General features: G+C 56.7%; 21 protein-coding genes. 11 read left to right on the forward strand and 10 right to left on the reverse strand.

What is annotated here, in order from left to right; all coding sequences use genetic code 11:
• Positions 1-3: 3 nt before the first annotated feature.
• From ACXAGA_RS02730 to ACXAGA_RS02740, 3 genes are all read right to left on the reverse strand, one after another.
• Positions 4-1,131, reverse strand: coding sequence for a hypothetical protein (locus tag ACXAGA_RS02730; protein ID WP_475115971.1), 1,128 nt, complete (start codon positions 1,129-1,131; stop codon positions 4-6).
• Positions 1,132-1,146: 15 nt separating this feature from the next.
• Entirely contained in the window at positions 1,147-2,226 is a 1,080-nt protein-coding gene (locus ACXAGA_RS02735) for a hypothetical protein (protein WP_475115972.1), read from the reverse strand.
• Positions 2,227-2,319: 93 nt separating this feature from the next.
• The gene (locus tag ACXAGA_RS02740; RefSeq protein WP_475115973.1) at positions 2,320-3,162 is read right to left on the reverse strand and encodes a L,D-transpeptidase; all 843 of its coding nucleotides are present in this window, start codon (positions 3,160-3,162) and stop codon (positions 2,320-2,322) included.
• A 170-nt stretch (positions 3,163-3,332) separates the two neighbouring features.
• Between ACXAGA_RS02740 and ACXAGA_RS02745 the strand changes: the two genes are divergently transcribed.
• The 5 genes from ACXAGA_RS02745 (at position 3,333) to ACXAGA_RS02765 (ending at position 8,774) form a co-directional block, all read left to right on the forward strand.
• The gene (locus tag ACXAGA_RS02745) at positions 3,333-3,950 is read left to right on the forward strand and encodes a TetR/AcrR family transcriptional regulator (RefSeq protein WP_475115974.1); all 618 of its coding nucleotides are present in this window, start codon (positions 3,333-3,335) and stop codon (positions 3,948-3,950) included.
• Positions 3,951-3,954: 4 nt separating this feature from the next.
• Positions 3,955-4,539, forward strand: coding sequence for an SDR family oxidoreductase (locus ACXAGA_RS02750; RefSeq protein ID WP_475115975.1), 585 nt, complete (start codon positions 3,955-3,957; stop codon positions 4,537-4,539).
• A gap of 8 nt (positions 4,540-4,547) precedes the next feature.
• On the forward strand, positions 4,548-4,979 hold the full coding sequence (locus tag ACXAGA_RS02755) for a hypothetical protein (protein ID WP_475115976.1): 432 nt from the start codon (positions 4,548-4,550) through the stop codon (positions 4,977-4,979).
• A gap of 69 nt (positions 4,980-5,048) precedes the next feature.
• Positions 5,049-6,521, forward strand: a complete 1,473-nt coding sequence (locus ACXAGA_RS02760; protein ID WP_475115977.1) for an NAD-dependent succinate-semialdehyde dehydrogenase — start codon at positions 5,049-5,051, stop codon at positions 6,519-6,521.
• Positions 6,522-6,614: 93 nt separating this feature from the next.
• On the forward strand, positions 6,615-8,774 hold the full coding sequence (locus tag ACXAGA_RS02765; RefSeq protein WP_475115978.1) for an esterase-like activity of phytase family protein: 2,160 nt from the start codon (positions 6,615-6,617) through the stop codon (positions 8,772-8,774).
• 17 nt (positions 8,775-8,791) lie between these two features.
• On the opposite strand, the gene ACXAGA_RS02770 is transcribed toward ACXAGA_RS02765, so the two are convergent.
• The 5 genes from ACXAGA_RS02770 to ACXAGA_RS02790 form a co-directional block, all read right to left on the reverse strand.
• A complete protein-coding gene (locus ACXAGA_RS02770; protein WP_475115979.1) occupies positions 8,792-9,508 on the reverse strand; it encodes a helix-turn-helix transcriptional regulator in 717 nt (238 codons plus the stop codon).
• A complete protein-coding gene (locus ACXAGA_RS02775) occupies positions 9,508-9,870 on the reverse strand; it encodes a VOC family protein (protein WP_475115980.1) in 363 nt (120 codons plus the stop codon). The genes ACXAGA_RS02770 and ACXAGA_RS02775 overlap by 1 nt, the downstream gene beginning before the upstream one ends.
• Before the next feature lie 90 nt (positions 9,871-9,960).
• Entirely contained in the window at positions 9,961-10,578 is a 618-nt protein-coding gene (locus ACXAGA_RS02780) for a class I SAM-dependent methyltransferase (RefSeq protein ID WP_475115981.1), read from the reverse strand.
• Positions 10,579-10,672: 94 nt separating this feature from the next.
• Positions 10,673-11,557 carry a formyltetrahydrofolate deformylase gene (purU, locus tag ACXAGA_RS02785; RefSeq protein WP_475115982.1) on the reverse strand — a complete coding sequence of 295 codons (885 nt, stop codon included), beginning with the start codon at positions 11,555-11,557 and terminating at the stop codon, positions 10,673-10,675.
• Between the two features lie 153 nt (positions 11,558-11,710).
• Positions 11,711-12,274, reverse strand: a complete 564-nt coding sequence (locus ACXAGA_RS02790) for a DUF1285 domain-containing protein (protein ID WP_475115983.1) — start codon at positions 12,272-12,274, stop codon at positions 11,711-11,713.
• Between the two features lie 69 nt (positions 12,275-12,343).
• Here ACXAGA_RS02790 and ACXAGA_RS02795 point away from each other — a divergent pair, with 69 nt between their 5' ends.
• Genes ACXAGA_RS02795 through ACXAGA_RS02810 form a run of 4 tightly spaced genes read left to right on the forward strand, consistent with a single transcriptional unit; the run spans position 12,344 to position 19,015 of the window.
• A complete protein-coding gene (locus tag ACXAGA_RS02795) occupies positions 12,344-13,348 on the forward strand; it encodes an AAA family ATPase (RefSeq protein WP_475115984.1) in 1,005 nt (334 codons plus the stop codon).
• Positions 13,345-14,217, forward strand: coding sequence for a DUF58 domain-containing protein (locus tag ACXAGA_RS02800; protein WP_475115985.1), 873 nt, complete (start codon positions 13,345-13,347; stop codon positions 14,215-14,217). Before ACXAGA_RS02795 ends, ACXAGA_RS02800 begins: the two co-directional genes overlap by 4 nt.
• The gene (locus ACXAGA_RS02805) at positions 14,217-16,952 is read left to right on the forward strand and encodes a DUF4159 domain-containing protein (RefSeq protein WP_475115986.1); all 2,736 of its coding nucleotides are present in this window, start codon (positions 14,217-14,219) and stop codon (positions 16,950-16,952) included. The genes ACXAGA_RS02800 and ACXAGA_RS02805 overlap by 1 nt, the downstream gene beginning before the upstream one ends.
• On the forward strand, positions 16,949-19,015 hold the full coding sequence (locus tag ACXAGA_RS02810) for a hypothetical protein (protein ID WP_475115987.1): 2,067 nt from the start codon (positions 16,949-16,951) through the stop codon (positions 19,013-19,015). The genes ACXAGA_RS02805 and ACXAGA_RS02810 overlap by 4 nt, the downstream gene beginning before the upstream one ends.
• On the opposite strand, the gene ACXAGA_RS02815 is transcribed toward ACXAGA_RS02810, so the two are convergent.
• Positions 19,012-19,701: a DUF599 domain-containing protein gene (locus ACXAGA_RS02815; RefSeq protein WP_475115988.1), complete on the reverse strand. Its 690-nt coding sequence runs from the start codon at positions 19,699-19,701 to the stop codon at positions 19,012-19,014. The genes ACXAGA_RS02810 and ACXAGA_RS02815 overlap by 4 nt on opposite strands.
• A 99-nt stretch (positions 19,702-19,800) precedes the next feature.
• On the opposite strand from ACXAGA_RS02815, the gene ACXAGA_RS02820 reads away from it, so the two are divergent.
• Together ACXAGA_RS02820 and ACXAGA_RS02825 are read left to right on the forward strand one after the other, a co-directional pair.
• Entirely contained in the window at positions 19,801-20,610 is an 810-nt protein-coding gene (locus tag ACXAGA_RS02820) for a trypsin-like serine peptidase (RefSeq protein WP_475115989.1), read from the forward strand.
• Positions 20,611-20,737: 127 nt separating this feature from the next.
• Complete coding sequence (locus tag ACXAGA_RS02825; protein ID WP_475115990.1) at positions 20,738-21,190, forward strand: Hsp20 family protein; 453 nt, start codon at positions 20,738-20,740, stop codon at positions 21,188-21,190.
• 87 nt (positions 21,191-21,277) lie between these two features.
• On the opposite strand, the gene polA is transcribed toward ACXAGA_RS02825, so the two are convergent.
• Positions 21,278-24,085, reverse strand: a complete 2,808-nt coding sequence (gene polA, locus ACXAGA_RS02830) for a DNA polymerase I (RefSeq protein WP_475115991.1) — start codon at positions 24,083-24,085, stop codon at positions 21,278-21,280.
• Between the last annotated feature and the right edge of the window lie 22 nt (positions 24,086-24,107).

Consider the following 24,107-nt stretch of genomic DNA (forward strand, 5'->3'; position numbering starts at 1 on the left):
GTTCTACCTATAACTCAGCACGCGGCCCGTGGGGCTGACCACAAATTTACGCACATCCCCGAAACCCGCGGGGTTCAGTTCGGCCAGCGCCTGATAGGGGCGTTCGGGCATGATAATCGACCGTGTCATCGACGTCGCGCCCGTATCCGCGCCCTGCCCTGCGAATGGATCCAGCGCGAAAATCTGACGTTCAACGCGGCCAAACCAGCCCGATTTCACATCCTCGACCCGTTCGGATTTCAAATCTTCTTCGGTCCAGACCAGCGCCCAATCTTCGCCAACGGGCGATTTTGCCTTTTCCAACACGTCGCGCAGGGGGCCGGATTGTTGAGTGAACGCGTGGGAATACATCGGGCCGATGTGAATGCGGCGCAGACGTTTGGGGTGCAGGTCGTCGAAATCTTCGTCGAAACCTTTGGCTATGGTCAGCAGTTTCAGACCGCCAACCGATTGCGCCATCAGATGCTGCATGACCTCGGGCCAGCGGCGTTCGTCTTTGGGCAGGCCGGTTTTTCCTGTGTCTTCGACATCCATCAGATAGACGGTCGGCAGGTTGATCTGGCTGTCATAGACCGCCCAATGGATCAAATAATTGCGCCGCCCGTTGCGATCCCCGCGCCAGATCACATCGGGATCATTGCGCGACCAAAACAAACCGCCCTGCGCCAATTCCTGATAATACATCCGCTGAGACAGCGCGTATTGCAGTTTCGTCGGGATCGCCTGATCGGTCAGGATTTGACGAACCATCTGGTCCTTTAGCTCTGGCTCGGACGGCATGCCGTCCAAATGGCGCTGCGCCTGCTGCGCGTCATTCGCCATTTCCAGCAGTTCGGGATAGACTGGGAAACCGCTTTCTATGCGGTCAAAGGTCAGGTTGCCCGCATGGGCGAACCGCCCCGAAAACAGGTATTTGTACCGCAACGCCCGAAACGACAGGTTCAGCGCCACCAGATAGCGGGCGATCACATCGATTTCGTGGCGTTTGTAACGACCCTCTACCTCCATCACGGCGGCGACTTTGCCCAAATAGCCAGTGATTTTCTGGAATTTGTCAAAATAGCGCCGCGTGATGCGGGTGTCCTCTAGCTGGAAATGATCCAGCGTCAGGTCGGATTTTGCGTCGGTCATGCAGTCCCCTATCGGTTACTGCTGACCATAGGCGTTTTTGTCGTGCTTTTCGACGATCTTTTGGAAACGGCGCAGGAAACGTTCGTCGGCTTTTGCCTTTTCCTCTAGCACCTTACGGGCGAATACCATGTGGTCTTCGTGCGCCTCTAGCATGTCGGCCATACGCGAATTCGTGGCAGACCCGATGGCGGCCATGGCTTGCTGCGCCTCTTTGTCCGTCTGCACACCGATTTCGTTGATGCGGTGCGCGATGTCCTGCTGCTGCGCCGTTTTCAACGATTTGGTCAGCGCATCATACAAAACAACGCGCTGTTTGGTGTCTGTCATCAGTTTGTTGATCAGAACCATCTGCGTAGCCGCCTGGTTTTGCAGCGAATCCAGCCAGGTTTTGCCTTTTTCGATGTAGCGTTCCAGCGTCTGGGATTTCGCCAGTTTCACTTGTTCGGTCTGAACCAATTCGTTGTATTGCGCATTCAGATCAGCCAGTTGCGTTTCCAATGCTGTCCGCGCCGCCGCATCGGTTTCAACGGCGATTTTGTTTTCCAATTCGATGATTTTCGGGTCCATCGCCAGAATATCAGCGCGGACCTTTTCCAGTTCCTGAACGGTGAATTCGCGTTCATCCAGAGTGGATTTCAGGTTGTCATCCACCTTGGTTTTCTGGTCGTTCAGGATGGCCAATTGGCCTTCTAGCAGTTGCTGGATGGTGTTGGATTTGGCGATCAGGTCCTGCAGTTTGTCGTCAATCGACGCGGTGCGCATCCGTTCCTGACGCATGGATTCAGATTTGCCGCGCGAAAAGATACCAACGATCTTTTCCATCGCGGTTTTCGACCGCATTTCATCGAAATCAGATTGGAACCCTGCGGTGACATCATCCAAACCCATGATCAGTTCGGCGATGTTGGCGTTCATTGCCTCGGTATGGGCATGAACGTCGTCCAGCGTAGCGTTTTCGATATCAACGGTGACATCGGTGCCCGTCGCCATTTTCGCGCGGGCATCTTCGATCCGTGACGTCAGTTCCGAAATTTTGGACTGCGCCTCGGCGACTTGGGCCTGCGATTCACGAATTTGCGCGTCGAAATTGGACATTTTACACCTGTATCAATCAAATCTAATTCAGATGTAGTAAAGCCTGCGGTTGTAACAAAGAGGCAAGGGGAAATTTCCTTGCCTCTTTATTAATTATGCATCGTCCTGCGGGTCTTCGTCGTCTGGCTGTTCAGCGGGCGCAAGTTGATCTGCCAGTATTTCGGCAATTGGGCGATCTGCCAAAACAGCGGCCTCGCCGTAGATATCATCGGGATCGATGTGCGTGGCTGGCAATTCAATACCGCGATCATAGAATTCATCTTCGATGCGGATCGAATCTTCTTCGCTGCGCATGACGACATCGGTTCCCAGCGGAACCATGTCGAACAGGTGAATGATGTCATGGTTGAACATGCGGATACAGCCAGCCGATCCAGAATTGCCGATGGACGCCAGATCATTGGTGCCGTGGATGCGGTAATAAGTGTCGCGGCCGCCCTGATACAGATAAAGCGCGCGTGCGCCCAGCGGGCTGCGCAATCCGCCCGGAATACCGCCTGCGAAATCGCCATAAACGTCTGGTTCGGTGCGCAGCATGTTCGCGGTTGGCGTCCAGCCGGGCCATTCGACTTTGCGGCGGATGACAGTGTCGCCACGGATCGCGCGACCCAAACGGCCAACCGCGATAGGGTAACGCCACGCGGTCCCGTCATCCATGATCCAGTACAGGAATTTGGCATAGATATCGACTTCGATCGTGCCGGGTTCTTCGTCACCCGAATAATACACCAAAACGCGGCGGTTCGGCTCTGCTAGGTAGGACGCATCGATTGCCGGCAGGGCATAGCCGTTATCAATAATCGTATCATAACCGGGAACGATCACAGGTTCAGGCGGCGCGGTTTCAATGGGTTCTTCTTGCTGACACGCAACCAAAGCCAAAAGACCAAACAGCGCGAAAACCGAACGAATAGACACAAAAGCCAAGGGTCGCATTACATTATTCCAATATTTTCTGACCAGACACTTAGCACCGCGGACCAAAATCGCCAATCTTTGACAAAGATTGCACAGATATGTGACCTAAAGGACAAAAAGGTCGAAAAAACACTGTGATCTGCGGAGTTGCCTGCGTATCGTTAACCTGAAACCTGAACGAGGCGACAATGACAGATCGTAGAACCGCAATTAAATCCGCTGCCTTGGCAGGCTTTTTGGAAAACGGATATGCGGCGACGACGATCACCGAAATAGGTCGCAAAAGCGGATCGACAGTCGGATCGATTTATCACGCGTTTTCGGGCAAAGCGGCCATAGCCTATGAAATCTGGATGGACGGCCAGCCCGAAGATTTCGCAACCGTCATATCCAACGCGTCAAACAAACCCCGCAAAGCGATTGCCGCGCTGATTGAACATTACCTGAATTGGGGCTGGTCAAACCCTGACCTGTACCGTTTTCACCGCGATTTGATGACGCGATCAAAATCCGATCCTGACTTTGCGCCTTTGACCGTGGAAATGGAAACGCAGATGCGGGAATGTGCGGCGATTTTCCAAAGCTGGATTTATGAAGGCGCCATTCAAGATGTCGACTGGACGGTAGCGTCGGCCCTGATATTCGGACCAGCAGACCATTATCTGGAAACAGGCGCGGGCCGAAACGATGAATTGGCAGACACTTTGTCAAACGCCGCATGGCAGGGTCTAAAACCGTCGAAAAACAACGATGCCTTGGCAGGTAAAAAAGACAAAAAAGAAAAAGGCGGCAAAAAGTCCAAATAACCTGATGACTCATTCGAACATTTCTACCGCTGTCCTTTATGGGGCGACGTCCAGTGTCGCGCCGAAAATCGCAACATACCTGAACCAACAAGGCATCAAATTCGCCGTCGTGGACCCCGATGGGGATGTCGCGCAATCTGTGGTCATCGGAACGGATGGCATTTCGATGTCGGGCGATTTGGCCGACAATGGCAGCGCGGCGGGTCTAGCCTATGATCTGGCAGATCAGCTGGGCGATATCGATATGATTATATGTCTATCGGATTCCCCCAGCCGCCAAGGTTTTGCCGTGCCGGTTGCGCATTTCGACGCGCTGATGCAATCGCAAATGCGCCCTGTGTTCATGATCGGTCGGCATTTTGTGCCCGGCATGGCCGCTGCGAACGGTGGAAAAATCGCCGTACTGACCAGCGCCCCCACGAAAGGTGATGTCTGGGCAGCCGCAAGCGCGGCCTTTGTGCGCAATGCTGTGGATGCCATATCCAATGATCCATTGGCAGATGACATTACGTTTGAATACGTGCAGATTGATGCAGACACAGATTTCGATGCGACGCTATCATCCTTGATAGGCAACGCGCAGGGATAGGAACCATCATGCTTAGCATTTGGCGCAGCCTGTTTGACCCCGCTATGCCCAGCGATAATGACGACACAGATGATCATCCCGCGATCCCCGCAGGCATGACGCGCGTCCATATTTTTGCCGGAAATTTCGATACCGAAGAGGCTCTGCTAACCTACTGTTTCGATAGCCCCGACGACGACAGCCCCGAACCCATCAACGTCGATTTGCCAGGTGCCTTTGTGGACACGACTTATGTGGCGACGGGATATGCAGCTGCGGTTCCTGTGGTTTTGGCTGAATTTTTCTCTCCTGCGGAACAGGAACGGTTGCGCCGCCAGATCGGCACGCGCAATTCCATTGTTGTGATGTCCGAATACGCCTTTGGCGGCTTTCCTTATGAATTGGATGACACACCTATGTTGGAATATCTGGGCGCTCAGTTGGTTCCTTTGCCGCAATAGGCAAAAGGGGCTTTACGATCTGGTGCCCTCGTGATTGAAATATGATCAAATTTCCAGACGGAGAGCCCGATGACCGACACCAATCTGAAATCCCTGCTGAAAAATCCCGATCTGGTTTGCGAACAGACCTATCTGAACGGCGCGTGGGTGGAAGCGTCGAACGGCGCGACCTTTGACGTGGTGAACCCAGCCCGCGGCGACGTGATCGCATCGGTCCCTGACCTGCCCCGCGCCGATTGTGCCGCGGCGATTGACGCGGCCTACAACGCGCAAAAAGACTGGGCCAAAAAGACGGGCAAGGACCGCGCGAAAATTCTGCGCAAATGGTTCGACCTGATGATGGAGAACCAAGAGGATCTGGCCATCATCATGACCGCCGAACAGGGCAAACCATTGGCCGAAAGCCGAGGCGAGGTCGCCTATGGCGCGTCGTTCGTTGAATGGTTCGGGGAAGAGGCAAAACGCGTCTACGGCGAAACCATTCCGGGCCACATGGCCGACAAACGCATTACAGTTATCAAACAACCCATCGGCGTTGCGGCGGGTATTACGCCGTGGAATTTCCCAAATGCGATGATCGCGCGCAAAGTCGCGCCTGCACTGGCAGCGGGCTGTTCGTTTGTGATCCGCCCTGCGTCGCAAACCCCGCTATCGGCGCTGGCCATGGCGAAATTGGCCGAACAGGCGGGCGTTCCTGCTGGCGTGTTCAGCGTGATTACGTCCGAGGACGCATCGGGCATCGGCAAAGAATTCTGCGAAAACCAAAAGGTGCGCAAACTGACCTTTACCGGATCGACCGAAGTTGGCCGCATCCTGCTGCGTCAGGCGGCCGATCAGGTGATGAAATGTTCGATGGAACTGGGCGGAAACGCGCCTTTCATCGTGTTTGACGACGCCGATATCGACGCCGCTGTTCAGGGCGCAATTGCCTGTAAATTCCGTAACAACGGCCAAACTTGCGTGTGCGCAAACCGCATCTACGTACAGGACGCTGTGTATGACGAATTCAGCGCAAAACTAAAGGCAGCCGTCGAAGCCCTAACCGTTGGTGACGGCCTGAATGACGGCACCGATCTGGGCCCGCTGATCGAACCCAAAGCGTTGGACAAAGTCCGTGACCACATCGAAGATGCCCTATCCAAAGGCGGCAAGGTTATCACCGGCGGCAAGGCATCGGACAAAGGCGCGCAATTCTTTGAACCGACCATCGTTTGCGATGTGACCAGCGATATGAAAGTCGCGACCGAAGAAACCTTTGGCCCGTTCGCGCCGCTGTTCCGTTTCAAAGACGAAGACGAAGTGATCGAACTGGCGAACAACACGATCTTTGGTCTGGCATCCTATTTCTATGCCAACGACCTGTCCCGCGTGATCAAAGTGCAAGAGGCGCTGGAATACGGCATCGTCGGCGTGAACACGGGCATCATTTCGACCGAAGTCGCCCCGTTCGGCGGCGTCAAACAGTCGGGTCTGGGCCGCGAAGGATCGCACCACGGGATCGAAGATTACCTCGAACTGAAATACATCTGCACAAACGTCTGACGTTTTACAAAACCGTCATGGCCGCTTCATACGGCGGTCATGACAATCATTCATGCGACATGCGTCTTTTTATTTAAACCGCATGAGAACAGCATGACCTTTAAATCCGTCTGCCTTACCTCGATCTTTGCCTTGGCCGCTGGTCAGGCGATGGCCGATATGAATTTCAACCGCATTTCGTCCTTTGCCACGCCGCACAACATGGCCGAAGGCGAAGATATGGGTCGCGAAACCTCGGCCGAGATTATTTCGGCAACCGCAGACGGCATGACAGTGGTCTACACCGACAGCCCGCTGGGCGTCATCGGCCTGATCGACATCACTGATCCAGCTAATCCTGCCCCGCTGGGCAACATCGCGATGGACGGCGAACCTACGGCTGTATCCGTCATCGGCAACACCGCCTTTGTTGGCGTGAACACATCCGAATCCTACACCGCGCCGTCCGGCAAACTGGTGTCGATCGACCTAACCAGCCGCGATATCACCGGAGAATGCGATCTGGGCGGTCAGCCGGATTCCACCGCTGTGGCTCCTGATGGGTCGTTCGTCACAGTCGCGATTGAAAACGAACGCGACGAAGATCTGGGTGACGGCCGCGTAGGCCAAGCCCCAGGTGGTTACGTTGTCAAAGTCGCCGCAACCGACGGCGCGCTGGACTGCGACGCCATGATGAAAATCGACGTCACGGGTCTGGCCGAAATCGCGCCCGAAGACCCAGAGCCTGAATTCGTGGACGTGAATGGTTTGGGCGAAATCGCCGTAACCATGCAGGAAAACAACGAAATCGTTGTGATCGGTGCAGACGGCGCAGTGATGAACCATTTTTCGGCTGGATCGGTCGATCTAATGAACATCGACGCAACGGACGAACGCGCAACGCTGACGTTCACCGAAAACCAGATGGGCCGCCTGCGCGAACCTGATGGCCTGCAATGGATCGACGACAACCACTTTGCCATCGCGAACGAAGGCGACATGGACGGCGGTTCGCGCGGTTTCACCATTTTCCACAAAGACGGCACCGTGGTTTATGAATCCGGCACCGCGATGGAATACGCTGTGATCCAGTCGGGCCACTATCCTGACAAACGGTCGGACGCCAAAGGCAACGAACCCGAAGGCATGGAATTCGCCGTGTTCGGTGACACGCCATACCTGTTCGTTCTGTCCGAACGCGCGTCTGTGGTTACGGTTTACGATGTGACCGATCCCGCTGCGCCTGTTCTGGCCAACATCCTGCCATCGGGCATCGCCCCCGAAGGCGCGATTGCCATCCCAGAACGCAACTTGTTCATCACCGCGAACGAAGCCGACCTGATCGAAGACGGCGGCGTGCGCGCCCACGTCATGATCTATAAACTGCAAGACGCGCCAGCCGCCTACCCACAGCTAACCTCCGAAGGCGCCGATGACCTGATCGGTTGGGGTGCTATTTCGGGCATGGTCGCGGGCGACAACGGTACGATCTACGCCGTGAACGACAGCTTCTACGCGTATCAGCCGACCATTTTCACCATCGACACCACCCAGACCCCTGCCCGCATCACTGATGCCACCCTAGTGACTCGCGGTGGTTTCCCTGCGCAAAAACTGGATATGGAAGGCATCGCGCTGGACGGCAACGGTGGTTTTTGGATCGCCTCCGAAGGTCGCACCGACCGCATGGTTCCGCACGGCATTTACCACGTCAACGCGGACGGAGAGATCGAGGCAGAAATCGCGCTACCCGCCGAACTGCTGGCCGTGGAAAAACGGTTCGGTTTCGAAGGCATCACCATGATCGGTGACACCCTGTGGATGGCCGTTCAACGTGAATGGGCCGATGACGCCGAAAACCACGTGAAACTAGTGGCCTACAATACGGATACCGAAGAATGGGGCGCAGTCCTGTTCAACAAAACCGCACCTCAAACGGGGTGGGTTGGTCTGTCGGAGATCGTAGCGCATGGCGATTATGTCTACCTGATCGAACGCGACAACCAGATCGGCGCGGCTGCCGTCACCAAACAGATCGTCCGCATCCCAGCGGCTGAAATGGTGCCTGCAGAACTGGGCGGCGACCTGCCTGTTGTATCTTCGGAAATTGTCTATGACCTGATCCCAGATTTGGCGGCAAACGGTGGTTACATCGTGGACAAAATCGAAGGTCTGGCAATTTTCCCAGACGGCACCGCGTGGGTTTCGACCGATAACGACGGCGTCGACGACAGTTCGGGCGAAACGTTCTTTTGGTCGATCGGCCAGCTGTAAAACAGACCAAAGGCGCCCTATGGGGCGCCTTTTCCTTTGGGCGGGCGCGGGTCGTTTTTGATGCGGTCCGATTGGAAAAAATCCCGCAAGGTTTTGCCCCGTTCATCGCGAAACCCATCGCCAATCTGCAAATCCACAACGCGGTCCAAACGGAACATCCGAAAATCGTGGCGCAGTTCGCACCAGCACACCATCGTCCAAACCTTGCCCCAATACCAAACGCCCAACGGCCGCACGGTGCGATCTGACGACTGTGCCTTTTCATCGCTGTAGGACATACTCAAACGCAAACGCGCGTGGGCCGCGTGTTCGACCGTATCGACATGTTCGCGCACCGCATCGGTCATATCGTTCATGTCGACGGTATTGACCTGCACGCTATCGATCCGCGATTTCAGATGATCCGGCAGGACAGAGGCGATTTTCACGATGGCTTCGGTCGCGTTCAGGCCCATTTTCTTGCCGCCCCACACCTCGATCATGCGGGCGCCAGCGACCAATGCGATAATTTCGGATTCAGAAAACATCAGGGGCGGCAGATCGAAACCCGCGCCCATGACGTATCCCGTGCCTGCCTCGCCCGTGATGGGGACGCCGCTGGCCATCAGGTCAGCGACGTCGCGGTAAATGGTGCGCTTTGATACTTCGAGCCGATCCGCCAGTTGCGCAGCAGTGGTTAGCCGCCCGCCGCGCAGCAGTTGAACAATTTCAAACAGGCGATCAGCGCGGCGCATCAGGCCGCAGGTTCGAAAAGGCCGACGCGGTTGCCATCAATATCCCGCGTATAGGCGATTTTACCGAACGGCATGGTCAGGATGTCGCCATCTAACGACCCGCCGTTTTGCTGCGCGCGTTCAACGGCCGTTTCAACCGACCCCGCGACCATCACGTGGATCACCGATTGGTTCGCCACGTGATTTTCGGCCGGGATCAACTGAAATCCAGTCACCGAATCATCGCCAAACACATAGGTCGTGGTGGCGGCCATATCGCTGACATGGGCGGGGCGGTTCAGAACGGCCTGATAATAGGCCACCGATTTTTCCAGATCAGAAACGGCAAGTTCGGTCCAAACAACGGCTGGCATAGTGGTCATTTTTGTATCTCCTAGAGTTGTGATGCACTCTATGTGACACACCCCTGCTGACAGCATACTGTCAGCATGCTGCCAACCATCGCCAGTTTTTTATTCCGGCTTTCGCCAAACCGCGCCGATCACGGACGACATGCCATCATGTCCAGCCCCTTCGGCCATTTCCAAATCGTCCTGTGACATGCGTTTCAATGTGAAATCACCAAAGGCGTCATTCAGCAAATCAGCGGTATATAGGTGATCAGGATGACGCGGGCCGCCTGAAGTGTTGTTCAACTGTTCCACGCGGTAGCCAACAATCAACAGCGTGCCACCGGGTTTCAATGCACGGCGCATCCCAGCCCATTTACGGGCTCTTTGTTCTGGATTGGAAAATTGGGTGAACACCTCGACCACGACATCGAATGCGTTTTCAGGGTAATCCCAGTCATGTGCATCGCCGATCATCAGGTTCAGCGACACACCACATTCCGCAGCCAAATCCGCCGCGCGTTTCTGGGCCGTCGGTGACACGTCAACCGATGTGACGTCCAATCCGTGACGGGAAAGCCAAACACCATTGCGCCCTTCGCCATCTGCCACAGCCAAAGCGGACCCACGGGTCGGCAACAGATGGGCCACTTCGCCCAAGAAATAATTCGCCGTCGTTCCGAACAAATAACCGTCTGATTTCGCGAAACGATCGTCCCAATCTAATGGAGGTAGGGTCATATGTGGCTCCTGTTTTGCGGAAAACCTAATGCCCCTGACCGCCAAAGAAAAGGGCGGCACAACGGCCGCCCAACATTGAAGGTATGGATCGGGTTTATCCCATGCGTTCGGACGCATAGGCGCCAGGCGACGCTGGGAACACAACGGTTTTGTTTCCGTTCAGGAAAACGCGATGCTGAACGTGAGCGTGGATTGCACGGGCCAAAACTTGGCTTTCGACATCGCGGCCCAGCGATACATAATCCGTTGCAGATTGCGCGTGCGTCACCCGCACGATGTCCTGTTCGATGATTGGGCCTTCGTCCAGATCGGCGGTCACGTAATGCGACGTCGCACCGATCAGTTTCACGCCGCGTTCGAACGCCTGTTTGTACGGGTTCGCGCCTTTGAACGATGGCAGGAACGAATGGTGGATGTTGATGATCTTGCCCGACATTTTCTGGCACATCGCATCCGACAGAACCTGCATGTAACGCGCCAGAACGATCAGTTCGGCGCCGGTGTCTTCGACAACCTGCATGATGGCCGCTTCGGCCTGTGGTTTGTTTTCTTTGGTCACTTTGATGCAGTGGAACGGCAGGTCGTGGTTCACAACGACCTTTTGATAATCCATGTGGTTCGAAATGACCGCCACGATATCAATCGGCAAAGCCCCGATTTTCCAGCGATACAGCAGGTCGTTCAGGCAGTGGCCGAAACGGGACACCATGATGATGACCTTCATTTTTTCGGCTTCGTCATGGAATGCGAAATCCATAGCGAACTGTTTTGCGGTCTCGGCAAAACCTGCCTCTAGCTCGGCCTGTTCTTTGCCCGTTTCAGCGGTAAAGCTAACGCGCATAAAGAAATTTCCGGTCTGCGCGTCATCAAACTGCGACGAGTCAGTAATGTTACACCCCTGATCGGCCAGATAATTGGCGATCGCAGCAACGATGCCGCGGGTCGATGGGCACGTAACGGTAAGAGCAAATTTGGACATGGATCACTCCGGATTAGATTTACCCTGTGATACACACCAATTCGTCAGGTGAAAGAGGCGCGAAACGTCATTTTTCGTCTTGAAACGTCATTTGCACCGACAAATTACAACTTTGTTTCCCTGTCGCGGCCCGCGTTCACGATAGGAACCAGATTATTCCAACGCGTCCGCCGCCATCAGCGGAAAGAATTCTCCGCCAGAGGTCACGCCGAAATGGTCGCCCTGCACGTCGCCCAAATCAACCAAACGGTAAAACGATTTGCGGTCGATCAGCGCCCACAGGTTTCGGCGGATCAGGACGTAGGGCGATGGTTCGCCCGTTTCGGGATCGGTTTCCATGCGGATGGGATGGTCAGGCCCCGCCAACGCCTGATCGCCGACGTTATTGGTAAACAACAGCCCATCGGGCGTTTCGTCGAAATCCACGGCGACGAATGGCGCGTCATCAACGGTGATCCCCACCTTTTCGACAGGGGTCACCAGAAAATAATCATCCCCATCGCGCCGAATGATTCCTGAGAATAGTTTCACCATCGCGTGTCGCCCAATCGGCGTGCCCATGTAAAACCACGTCCCATCCCGCGCGATCCGCATGTCGATATCCCCGCAAAACGGCGGATTCCATTTTTCGACAGGTGGCAGGCCCTTTTTCGATGCAGCCTGCGCCGCCGAAGCAAGGCTTTGTGCCGATGGGGTCACAATCTTTTGTCCAGTCATGTTTTTGCCATTGGGATCAGTAGTGATATCTGGTTCTGTAACAACATAGAGTGACCTAGGAGCATTGTCATGGCCGCACCCGCCGATCTGGTTGTTGAAATCGAAAAGCTAAGCGAAAAGCTGGTTCAGGCCCGTGATAGCATTTCCAAACGGTTCATTGGACAGGAACGTGTCGTCAGTTTGACTCTGGCCGCACTGGTTTCTGGCGGTCACGCGCTGCTGGTCGGCCTGCCCGGTTTGGGCAAAACCCGTCTGGTTGATACGCTGTCCACCGTGATGGGGCTGGACGGCAGCCGCATCCAATTCACGCCCGACCTGATGCCTGCCGATATTCTAGGGTCCGAAGTTCTGGAAACAGCCGCCGATGGGTCGCGGTCGTTCCGTTTCATCGAAGGCCCCGTTTTCTGTCAGCTCTTGATGGCCGACGAGATCAACCGCGCGTCCCCGCGGACCCAATCCGCGCTGCTACAAGCGATGCAAGAACGCGAAGTCACCATCGCAGGTCAGCACCGCCCATTAGGCAAACCGTTCCACGTACTGGCCACTCAAAACCCGCTGGAACAAGAAGGCACCTACCCCCTGCCAGAGGCGCAGCTGGACCGTTTCCTGCTGCAGATCGACGTGCCCTACCCGACCCGTGATGTGGAACGCGACATCCTGATCGCCACCACCGGCGCAGCCGAAGAAGACGCTCATGCCGTTTTCACCGCCGATGAATTGATCGCCGCGCAGGCCCTGCTGCGCCAGATGCCCGTTGGCGAAAACATCATGGATATGATCTTGGATCTGGTGCGCGCCTGTCGCCCTGGCCCTGATGCGCCGGCCATCGTGAACGAAAACATCGCGTGGGGCCCTGGCCCTCGTGCGGCGCAGGCGCTGATGCTATGCGCTCGGGCCGAGGCATTGATGAACGGCCGCCTTGCCCCATCGCCCGAAGACGTCCGCGCATTGGCCGCGCCCGTTCTGACCCACCGTATGGCCCTGACGTTCGCCGCCAAAGCGCGCGGAACCACCTTGGCCGATATCATCGACGCCACCGCCGATCAGTTCACAGGGACCGAGGCCGCCGCTTGACCGACCCGATCGCCCTACGTGCCAATGCGGAAACTGTTGCCGCATCCCTGCCCGCGCTATTGGCGCAGGCGGATCAATTGGCATCGACCGTTATCATGGGCGAACACGGACGCCGCCGCGCAGGCATGGGCGACCATTTCTGGCAATACCGCCCAGCGCAAACATGGGACGAAGCACGATTGATCGACTGGCGCAGGTCAGGCCGATCCGACACGACCTATGTCCAAGACAAAGAATGGCAGATCGCCCAGACCGTGATGATGTGGATCGATCGGTCCTCGTCGATGTCGTTCAGTTCAGCCGACAACCACCCGACCAAAGCGGCCCGCGCAGGCGTATTGATGACGGCCTTGTCGCTGTTGCTGTTGCGGGGCGGCGAACGCGTTGGCGTGATTGGCGCGGATATCCCCGCCCGCCGCGGCGAAGCGCAATCAATGCGGATCGCCGAATGGGCGGCGCAGGCTGATGGCTCCGATTACGGATCGCCAGATGATGCGGGCATCCTGCCGAATTCACGCGCCGTGTATATGTCGGATTTCATGGGCGATCTGGCCCCGCTGGAAACGGCGCTAACCCGCGCGGCAGATCGCGGCGTGGGCGGAACCCTGTTGCAAATCCTTGACCCCGCCGAAGAAGATTTCCCATTCGACGGGCGCACCGTATTTCAGTCGATGGGCGGCAGTCTGCGGTTTGAAACGCAAAAGGCAGGCGATCTGCGCACGCGATACCGCGAACGTCTGGCCGAACGCAAAGACCGGATTGCCGCTCTGGCCCGCACGGCGGGTTGGCAATACGGCACGCACCACACAGGCGATAGCGCGCAATCGGCCCTATTGTGGCTCTACACCGCGACGGAGCAGACACGCTAATGGTACTATTCGGCACATTAGGTTTTACAGCCCCGTGGTTACTGGTCGCGTTGATCGGCCTACCCATTTTATGGATTTTGCTACGGGCCGTGCCGCCCGCGCCCATCCAACGCCGTTTTCCTGGTGTGGCGCTGCTATTGGGTCTACAAGAAAAAGAGGTCGAAACAGACCGCACGCCTTGGTGGTTGCTGGTGTTGCGCGCTTTGGCGATTGCCGGGCTGATTATCGGCTTTGCAGGACCGATCTTGAACCCCGAAACCCGCTCTGGCGGATCGGGGCCATTGTTGATCATCGCCGATGGCACATGGGCGGATGCGCCCGATTGGTCACTGCGGCTGGATCAGATCGAATCCAAACTTGCCGAAGCCGCGCGCAACGAACGGACTGTCGCTGTAACAACGCTGACCGACCTGCCGACAGACCTGACATTTGTGACGTCCGATGTCGCCCTGCGGTCGGTTGCAAACCTGTCGCCAGCCGCTTGGGACGTTCCTGAAACGGCGGCGGAATGGGCCGCCATGCAGAACGGATCGTTCGACACCTATTGGCTGTCTGACGGTATCGACCGCGATGTGCGCGACGACATTCTGGTCGCATTGCAAGATCGCGGTGCCGTCACCGTGTTCGAAACCAATCGGCCTGTTGTGGGGCTCCGCCCTGCGGTGATTGACGGTGCGACCGTGACCCTGCGCGCGACGCGAACGCATGGCGCGCAGGATGAATATACCGCCCACGCAATTGGACTGGACCCAGCGGGTATCGAACGCGAATTGGCATCAGCGCCGATTGTTTTCGCCGACACCGAAACCGAAACGACCACGGAATTCGATCTGCCCCCCGAACAGCGCAACCGCGTCACCCGTTTTGCCATCTCTGGCGTAAACAGCGCAGGGGCTGTGACATTGACGGATGACAGCCTGAAACGCCGCGAAATCGCGTTGGTATCGGGCGGGACCAGCACCGAAAGCCTGCAACTGCTATCGCCACTACATTACCTACGCGAAGCGTTGCGCCCCAATGCCGACCTGATCGAACTGCCGCTTACAGATGCCATTCCCGCGAACCCCGACGTCATTGTGTTGGCGGATGTGGCAACGATTTCGCCCTTGGAAAACGAACTGCTAACCAACTGGATCGAACAGGGCGGGATGTTGCTACGCTTTGCCGGCCCGCGACTGGCAGCGGCCGAATTTTCCATCGAAGCGGACCCCTTGTTGCCCGTGCGCCTACGGTCGGGCGGCCGCAGCGTCGGCGGCACAATGAGCTGGGGCGAACCTAAAACCCTTGCACCTTTCGCAGAAAACAGCCCCTTTGCAGGACTGCCGATCCCCAAGGACGTGATCGTATCAGCACAGGTGGTCGCAGAACCCGATCCAACGCTGGCCAGCCGCGTTATCGCGCAGTTGACCGATGGCACACCGCTGGTGACGCGCGACACGTTGGGCGCGGGCCAAATTGTGTTGTTCCATGTCACCGCAAACGCGGAGTGGTCGAATTTGCCCCTGTCGGGATTGTTCGTTCAAATGCTGGAACGCCTGTCGATTATCAGCGGCAATACCGAACCCTCGGCAGAGATTTTAGCCGGATCGTTTTGGACACCCGCGCAAATCCTGATGGCCGACGGAACATTGCGTAGTGGCGCCGATCTGGCTGGAACAACAGGCGAAGATTTGGCCGCATTCACCCCCTCCGCGGATATTCCGCCCGGATTATACACCAGCGAAGACCGCGCGCTTGCACTGAATGTCATTGACGCCGACCGCCAGATTGCACCTGCCACATGGCCAGCCAATGTCACGGTCGAAACAATCACAGATGCACCAGAGACACCTTTGATGGGCTGGTTTTTGGCAACTGCGCTGGCGCTATTATGCGTCGACATCATCGTTACATTGGGCCTGTCGGGGCGCCTGCGGGGCGGAATTGTTGCCGCGTTTATTGCTGTGATGATCCTGCCCAATGATGCACGCGCGCAATCTGATGCCGCCGCGATTGCAGCCACGTCCAACGTTGTTTTGGCGCATGTTATCACCGGCGACGCTGACGTTGATGATGCCGCCTATGCAGGGCTATTTGGATTGTCGGATACATTGACCCGCAGGACATCCATCGAACCAGATGATCCCGTAGGCGTGAACATCGAAACGGACGAGCTGTCGTTTTTCCCGCTGATCTATTGGCCGATTACGGCCAACCAACCGATGCCCAGCCGTGACGCTTATGCGAAACTGAACGACTATCTACGGTCTGGTGGGATGATCGTCTTTGACACCCGCGACGCGGATTTTGCGCAATACGGCACCACCACAACCGAGGCTCGCAAACTGCAGGCGATTGCGGCAGGCCTAGATATTCCCCCCATCGAACGGCTGCCCACGGATCACATTCTGACCCGCACGTTTTACCTGCTACAGGATTTTCCGGGGCGCTATAACGGGCGCGACATCTGGGTCGAAGCATCCGTGAACGCAGGCAACGAAATCGATGGCATGCCATTTCGCAATCTGAACGACGGCGTGACCCCAGTGGTGATCGGCGGGAACGACTGGGCCGCGGCTTGGGCGATGGATGAAACAGGGCGCTATTTGTTCCCTGTCGGACGCGGGAACGCGGGCGCAAGGCAACGCGAAATCGCGCTGCGGTTCGGGGTCAATCTGGTCATGCACGTCCTAACCGGAAACTACAAATCGGATCAGGTCCACGTGCCTGCATTGTTGGATAGGCTAGGCGAATGACCGATATTGTTTTTGATCCCCTGCTACCTTGGGTTGCGATTGCCGGCCTTGCGGCAGCCGCGATTGCGTTTTGTCTATTTTCGGCGTTGCGCGGCAGCGTGGGCTGGTGGCTACGCGCTTTGGCAGCTGTTGCGATCCTGACGGCGCTGGCGAACCCAGCGCTGAAATCGGAAAACCGCACGGCATTGTCCGACATCGTTCTGGTGGCAATCGACGAAAGCGCAAGCCAACGCATCAACGGGCGCGACGACCAAACGCAGGCCGCGCTGGAAAATCTGCGCGAACAGATCGCGCGGCTACCCAACACAGAACTACGCGAAATCACGGTCCGAGACGGCGAACAGGACAGCGGATCGCGGGTGATGACCGCATTATCCAGCGCTCTGGCGCAAGAACCCACTGGCAGGATCGCAGGGGCCTTTGTCATTTCCGATGGCCGCATTCACGATATGGACCGCGCCCCAGTGATCGAAGCGCCGGTTCATTTGCTGCAAACCGGACAGGAAACCGATTGGGACCGCCGGTTGATCGTCCGTAACGCACCCGCATTCGGCATTATCGATGAACCGATCACCCTGACTCTGCGGATCGAAGACCAAGGCGCCGCGCCAGACACAGGCGGTTTGGCGCAGCTTGCTATCGCGATTGATGGCGGACGACCGTTCCTATTCGATATTCCCGTTGATCAAGATATCGAAGTCCCCATCACCCTGCCCCACGGCGGAATGAACGTTTTGCAATTTACCGTCCCAACAGAAGACGGCGAATTGACCGACCGCAACAATGCTGCCGTGATCCAGATAAACGGCGTGCGCGACAGGCTGCGTGTGCTGCTGGTATCGGGCGAACCGCATGCAGGGGAACGGACGTGGCGCAACCTGCTGAAATCCGACAGCAGCGTCGATCTGGTGCATTTCACAATTCTGCGCCCACCTGAAAAACAGGACGGCGTTCCTGTAGATGAACTTTCGCTTATCCCGTTTCCGACCCGCGAACTGTTTTTGGAAAAAATCGACGAATTCGATCTGATCATCTTTGACAGGTATCGCCGCCGTGGAATTTTACCGAATTCATATTTGGAAAACATTCGCTACTACGTCGAAGACGGCGGTGCTTTGCTGGTCTCCTCTGGTCCTGAATTCGGCGGTGCCGACAGCATCTATCGGTCGGCCTTGGGCGATATTATTCCGGGTGCCCCAACAGCGCAGGTCATCGAGCAGGGGTTCACCCCTACCATCACCGAACTGGGCGCACGCCACCCCGTCACCGAAGGATTGGAACAGTTCACCACCCTGGCCCCTGATGGCACGCCCGAATGGGGGCGGTGGTTCCGATTGGTTGATGTCGTTCCCACGCCTGATGCGACCGTTGCGATGTCGGGCGCAGATGATCGGCCATTGTTGGTCCTAAACCGCGTCGGCGAAGGCCGCGTGGCGCTGATGACATCCGATCAATCGTGGCTTTGGGACCGCGGGTTCGAAGGCGGCGGGCCGCAGCTGGAACTGTTGCGGCGGTTGGCCCACTGGATGATGAAAGAACCCGAGCTTGAAGAAGAAACGCTATGGGCCGAAGTGAACGGCGACACGATCCGCATCATTCGGCGCACAATGTCGGATGCGATTGGCGATGCAACCGTGACCGCGCCCGATGGCAGCGATCAGACCTTCGCGCTGCGTCAGACCACCCCCGGTAGGTTCGAGGCCGAATATACTGCGCCCGAACTGGGCCTATACCGCATCACCGAAGGCGATCAGGAAACGGTCATCGGCGTTGGTCCCGCCGCACCCAAAGAATTTGAACAAACCATCGCGACCGACAGCGTGATTGCGCCCTATCTGGATCAAACAGGTGGCGGTGCATTTCGACAAGAAACGGGTGAATTCACCGTCCGCGCCGTCCGCGAAGGCCGCATTGCAGCCGCCAGCAATTGGTTGGGCGTCACGCCGCGCGGTGCCTATCTGACCGCCGATGTATCGATCATGCCCTTGGTGCCTGCGTGGTTGTTTTTGATGATGGCCGCGGCACTGGCTGTCGGCGCATGGCTGCGCGAAGGGCGCCGTTAATCGTTCATCAAAATATCACGCGGTGCCGAGGCGAATTCGCGGCTCCACAATAGATAAAGCACGCCCAAGGTTGATAGGATCAGCATGATCGGTCCCATCAACCACCCCAACGCCCCCAGCGCAAAATACATCGCCCGCAATCCGCGCGTAAAATTGATCGATGCCCTGATATTCAATTGCGCGGCTTGTTCTGACCTATGCGCGCCGCCTTCGGTGCCGGGGCGTTGGACGGTTCCCATGACCACCGCACAGTAGCCGAACAAACGGTGCGCCCAGACAAATTTCAAAAAGGCAAAGGTCAGGAAAAACCCGACCAAAACCAATTTCAACTGCCAGACAAACACCGGATCATCGGCGTTTGCGAATTCTTGTGCGACCCCGCGCAACTGATCCGTATTGCCGATCAGCGCCAAGACACCACCGATAGCAAGGATCGATGTAGAGGCAAAAAACGATGTCCCCTGCCGCAACGTCCCCATCATCTGCGCGTCAAAGATACGGTTATCGCGGGCTTCAAATGCGACCATCCATTCGCTGCGATAGGCGGCCATCAACGTAGAAACCGATGGTTTGGACGTTGGTGGATGTTCGATGGTCCACCCCACAGCGGCCCAAGCAAGCAAAATGAAAATAGCGGCGATGCCGTCGCCTAAAGTGAGCAAAGTCAGGTGATCAATCAAAGTCATAAAACCTGATTATCGCGCAGCCAAATCTTAGGCAATAATCCGTTCCAAATACCTGCCATGTGCCATAAAGATGCCTGATATCCCTGCGATAGAATGCTCATGATGAAACGCGCCAAAAATATCTGGAAAATTCTTTGCGTCTTTATGGCGATTGCAGGGGCTAGCGGGGCATGGGCGCAATCGACTGCGCTGAACGAATTGACCAGCCGCCAAGACGGCATGCAGTGGGCGTCGGTCGGGCGTTTGGATATCGCGGGCAAAGGGTTTTGTACCGCTTCCTTGATCCGCGAAGACCTGATTTTAACGGCTGCGCATTGTATCTATGACCGCGATAACGCGGCCATTTCTGCCGACCGTTTCACATTCAGTGCCGGACTGCGCGAAGGCCGCGCCGAAGCCTACCGCAGCATTGCGGCCGTTGTCGCGCATTCGGATTTTCGTCCGGGCGGCGCGATCGAAGCATCAGAGGTCGCGCATGATTTGGCAGTGCTACGGCTGTCGCAGCCCATCCGCCTACCGTCGCTTGCACCTTATCCCATTGCGGGCAGCCCCCGTCGCGGCGACATGGTTGGGGTCGTGTCCTACGCCAAAGGCCGCGAAGAAGCCCCATCTTTGCAGGAAATTTGCGATGTATTGGGCCAGCAGGACGGCGTTGTCATTCTGACCTGCGATGTTGATTTTGGCGCATCGGGATCACCCGTTTTTCGGTCTAACAACGGAATTTTGGAAATCGTGTCGGTCGTTTCTGCGATGTCCGAAACCAATGGGCAACCAATTTCGCTGGGTGCCAGTCTCGGGGCGCCTTTGGACGCGTTGGTGCAAGAAATTGACGACCTGCAGACGGGTTTGCCACAGTCCATCACCCCCGGTCAGCGCCGCGACACAGGCGCGAAATTTATTCGCCCCTAATGGGGTTGAAACCCTGTTTCCCTATACACAAATAAATTCCACAGGATGCCAAATGGGTCCTGTTATTTCACCGCCTGTCCATGATGGAAGGCATAATTATCTGTTGTCGCTCATTGGAGGATGACCCATGCGAAGCTTTGACCTTGCACCCCTTTACCGCGCCACCGTTGGCTATGATCAGATCGCCGATTTGATGGACCGCGTGATGACAAACGATAGCCCAAACCAAAGCTATCCCCCCTACAATATCGAAAAAACCGACGAACAGGCATGGCGCGTGACGCTGGCCGTCGCAGGTTTTGCCGAAGACGATCTGACCATCGAATTACGCGAAAACACTCTGTTTGTTTCGGGCGCGAAAGACAAAGAACCTGAAACAACCTATCTGCACCGCGGGATTGCGACGCGCGCATTCAACCGCCGTTTCCATCTGGCCGACCACGTACAGGTGACCAATGCCGCGCTGGAAAACGGGCTGCTGCACATCGACCTGAAACGCGAAGTGCCCGAGGCGCTGAAACCGCGCCGCATTGCGATCAGCAAACCATCGCAGACGATTGACAACGAACCGCTGAATTAAGGCGCAGCTGGGCAAAGGCTCCTCCCCCTACTTTGCCCGCCAAGCCTAATTCAAAGGCCCGCCAGATAATCTGGCGGGCCTTTTGTTTTAATGTGCTTCGGCCCAGTTCGCGCCGGTGCCTGCGTCGACGCTTAGCTTTACATCCAGTTTCACGGCGGGGTCGCTGGCGTTTTCCATCACGTCACGGGCCACGGCGATCAGATCATCTTCGGCGCCTTGGTCAACCTCGAACAGCAATTCATCGTGGACCTGCAACAGCATTTTCGCGGGCAGTCCGCTGATCGCGTCATCCATGCGGATCATGGCGCGGCGGATGATATCAGCGGCGGTGCCTTGGATCGGGGCGTTGATCGCCGCGCGTTTTGCAAACCCTGCCTGCGGGCCTTTGGCACCGATTTCGGGCGTATGGATTTTGCGTCCGAACAGGGTTTCGACGTACCCGTGTTCTTTGGCAAAGGCGACGGTTTCATCCATGTAGGTACGGATGCCAGGGAACCGTTCAAAATAGCGGTCGATGAACCCCTGCGCCTCTGCCCGCGGGATACGCAAATTCCGCGCAAGGCCAAAACCAGAGATGCCGTAGATCACACCAAAGTTGATCGCTTTGGCCTGACGGCGGATATCGGATGTCATCTGATCCATCGGCACATCAAACATTTCCGACGCGGTCATCGCGTGAATGTCCTGCCCATCGCGGAACGCCTGTTTCAGTGCGTCGATCCCCGCAACATGGGCCAGAATGCGCAATTCGATCTGGCTATAGTCCAGCGCGACAATGGTTTTGCCCTGTTCGGCAACGAATGCTTCGCGGATGCGGCGGCCTTCTTCGCTGCGGATCGGGATGTTTTGCAGGTTCGGATCGGTCGACGCCAAACGCCCCGTAGCAGCGCCCGTTTGCAGATAGGACGTGTGCACGCGCCCCGTATCCGCATTGATGTGGTTTTGCAGCGCGTCCGTGTACGTCGATTTCAGTTTCGACAGCTGCCGCCAATCCAGAACTTTGCGCGGCATTTCGTGTTCGGTCGCCAGATCCTCTAGAATATCAGCGCCGGTGCTATAGGCGCCGTTTTTGCCTTTTTTGCCGCCCGGCAGGCCCAGATCGTCGAACAGGATTTCACCCAGCTGTTTGGGCGACCCCACGTTGAAATCACGGCCCGCAAGCTGTTTGATTTCATCCTCTAGCCCCGCCATTTTCTGGGCAAAGGCATTGGACATGCGCGACAGGGTATCGCGGTCAACCTTGACCCCTGCCATTTCCATCCGCGCCAGCACGGGCATCAACGGACGTTCCAGCGTTTCGTAAACGGTCGTGACCTTTTTCTGGTGCAGTTGCGGTTTGAACAGCTGCCACAGACGCAGGGTGATATCCGCATCTTCGGCGGCGTATTTCACGGCGTCATCGACAGGCACGCGGTCAAAGGTGATCGCGGATTTACCTGTGCCCAGCAGCGATTTAATTTCAATCGGTTTGTGCGACAGATACTGTTCGGACAGCGCGTCCATGCCATGCCCATGCAGACCCGCATTCAGCGCATAAGACATCAGCATCGTGTCGTCGATCGGGGCCACATCCACCCCATACCGCGCCAGAATTTTCGCGTCATATTTGATGTTCTGACCGATTTTCAGGATGCTTTGATCCTCTAGCATCGGTTTGAGGATTTCCAACGCCGCGTTCATCTCCATCTGACCTTCGGCCAGCGCGTCACCGCCGAACAGATCATCCGCCGCAGACGATTTATGGCCCAGCGGCACATAACACGCCTGCCCCGCGACCGAAGACAATGACACACCAACCAGATCAACGACCATGTCATCTAGGCCCGTGGTTTCGGTATCGAAGGCGACATAGCCGACCTCGTACGCCGCATCGACCCATTTACGCAGCGCATCAGCGTCCCGCACGCATTCATAGGCATCCGCATCAAACGGCACCTGCGCGGGCGCGTCGGCGGCAATTGGGTCTGCGCCTTCGGGCGTTTTGTCGGGGATCACAGGGCTATCGACGCCCATTTTATCCGCGATGCGTTTGGATACGCTGCGGAATTCCATGGCGGACAGGAACCCCAGCAATGCCTCTGGTTCTGGGTCGCGGACCTCTAGATCATCAATGCTGAAATCCAGCGGCGTGTTACAGTCCAGTTGAACCAGACGTTTGGACACTTCGATCTGTTCGCGGTTGTCGATCAGGGTCTGACGGCGTTTGGGCTGTTTGATTTCGCCCGCACGGTCCAGCAGAGTTTCCAGATCACCATATTCATTGATCAACAAAGCTGCAGTTTTGATCCCGATCCCAGGCGCGCCCGGCACGTTATCGACGCTATCGCCCGCCAGCGCCTGCACATCGACCACACGTTCGGGGCCGACGCCAAATTTTTCTTCGACGCCTTCGACGCCGATGCGTTTGTTTTTCATCGGGTCCAGCATTTCAACGCCGCCGCCGATCAATTGCATCAGGTCTTTGTCCGACGACACGATGGTCACGCGGCCGCCCAGTTCGCGCGCCTGACAGGACAAGGTCGCGATGATGTCGTCAGCCTCGTACCCTTCGATTTCGTGGCAGGCGATGTTGAACGCGCGGGTCGCATCGCGGGTCAGCGGGAACTGAGGCACCAGATCTTCGGGGGCTGGGGGACGGTGCGCCTTGTATTGGTCATAGATTTCGTTGCGGAACGATTTTCCGGAATAGTCAAAGATAACCGCGACGTGGGTCGCTGCATCGGGGCCTGAATTCCCCTCGACATAGCGTTGCAACATGTTCACAAATCCACTGACGGCACCAACAGGCAGACCGTCAGATTTGCGGGTTAAAGGGGGCAGCGCATGGTAGGCGCGAAAAATGAACGCCGATCCATCGATCAGATGCAAATGGCACCCTTTTCCAAATCCGCTCATGACCTGCTCCTATTTCCAGTAT

This window comes from Marivivens sp. ABH4_498 (assembly GCF_056160585.1).

Coding starts and splice junctions, on each gene's coding strand:
- ACXAGA_RS02770 (WP_475115979.1), bottom strand. CDS start 9,508: ATGCGCCGCGCTGATCGCCTGTTTGAAATTGTTCAACTGCTGCGCGGC.
- ACXAGA_RS02740 (WP_475115973.1), bottom strand. CDS start 3,162: ATGCGACCCTTGGCTTTTGTGTCTATTCGTTCGGTTTTCGCGCTGTTT.
- ACXAGA_RS02760 (WP_475115977.1), top strand. CDS start 5,049: ATGACCGACACCAATCTGAAATCCCTGCTGAAAAATCCCGATCTGGTT.
- ACXAGA_RS02745 (WP_475115974.1), top strand. CDS start 3,333: ATGACAGATCGTAGAACCGCAATTAAATCCGCTGCCTTGGCAGGCTTT.
- ACXAGA_RS02790 (WP_475115983.1), bottom strand. CDS start 12,274: ATGACTGGACAAAAGATTGTGACCCCATCGGCACAAAGCCTTGCTTCG.
- ACXAGA_RS02780 (WP_475115981.1), bottom strand. CDS start 10,578: ATGACCCTACCTCCATTAGATTGGGACGATCGTTTCGCGAAATCAGAC.
- ACXAGA_RS02750 (WP_475115975.1), top strand. CDS start 3,955: ATGACTCATTCGAACATTTCTACCGCTGTCCTTTATGGGGCGACGTCC.
- ACXAGA_RS02730 (WP_475115971.1), bottom strand. CDS start 1,131: ATGACCGACGCAAAATCCGACCTGACGCTGGATCATTTCCAGCTAGAG.
- ACXAGA_RS02825 (WP_475115990.1), top strand. CDS start 20,738: ATGCGAAGCTTTGACCTTGCACCCCTTTACCGCGCCACCGTTGGCTAT.
- ACXAGA_RS02795 (WP_475115984.1), top strand. CDS start 12,344: ATGGCCGCACCCGCCGATCTGGTTGTTGAAATCGAAAAGCTAAGCGAA.
- ACXAGA_RS02810 (WP_475115987.1), top strand. CDS start 16,949: ATGACCGATATTGTTTTTGATCCCCTGCTACCTTGGGTTGCGATTGCC.
- ACXAGA_RS02815 (WP_475115988.1), bottom strand. CDS start 19,701: ATGACTTTGATTGATCACCTGACTTTGCTCACTTTAGGCGACGGCATC.
- purU (WP_475115982.1), bottom strand. CDS start 11,557: ATGTCCAAATTTGCTCTTACCGTTACGTGCCCATCGACCCGCGGCATC.
- ACXAGA_RS02820 (WP_475115989.1), top strand. CDS start 19,801: ATGATGAAACGCGCCAAAAATATCTGGAAAATTCTTTGCGTCTTTATG.
- polA (WP_475115991.1), bottom strand. CDS start 24,085: ATGAGCGGATTTGGAAAAGGGTGCCATTTGCATCTGATCGATGGATCG.
- ACXAGA_RS02775 (WP_475115980.1), bottom strand. CDS start 9,870: ATGACCACTATGCCAGCCGTTGTTTGGACCGAACTTGCCGTTTCTGAT.
- ACXAGA_RS02755 (WP_475115976.1), top strand. CDS start 4,548: ATGCTTAGCATTTGGCGCAGCCTGTTTGACCCCGCTATGCCCAGCGAT.
- ACXAGA_RS02765 (WP_475115978.1), top strand. CDS start 6,615: ATGACCTTTAAATCCGTCTGCCTTACCTCGATCTTTGCCTTGGCCGCT.
- ACXAGA_RS02735 (WP_475115972.1), bottom strand. CDS start 2,226: ATGTCCAATTTCGACGCGCAAATTCGTGAATCGCAGGCCCAAGTCGCC.
- ACXAGA_RS02805 (WP_475115986.1), top strand. CDS start 14,217: ATGGTACTATTCGGCACATTAGGTTTTACAGCCCCGTGGTTACTGGTC.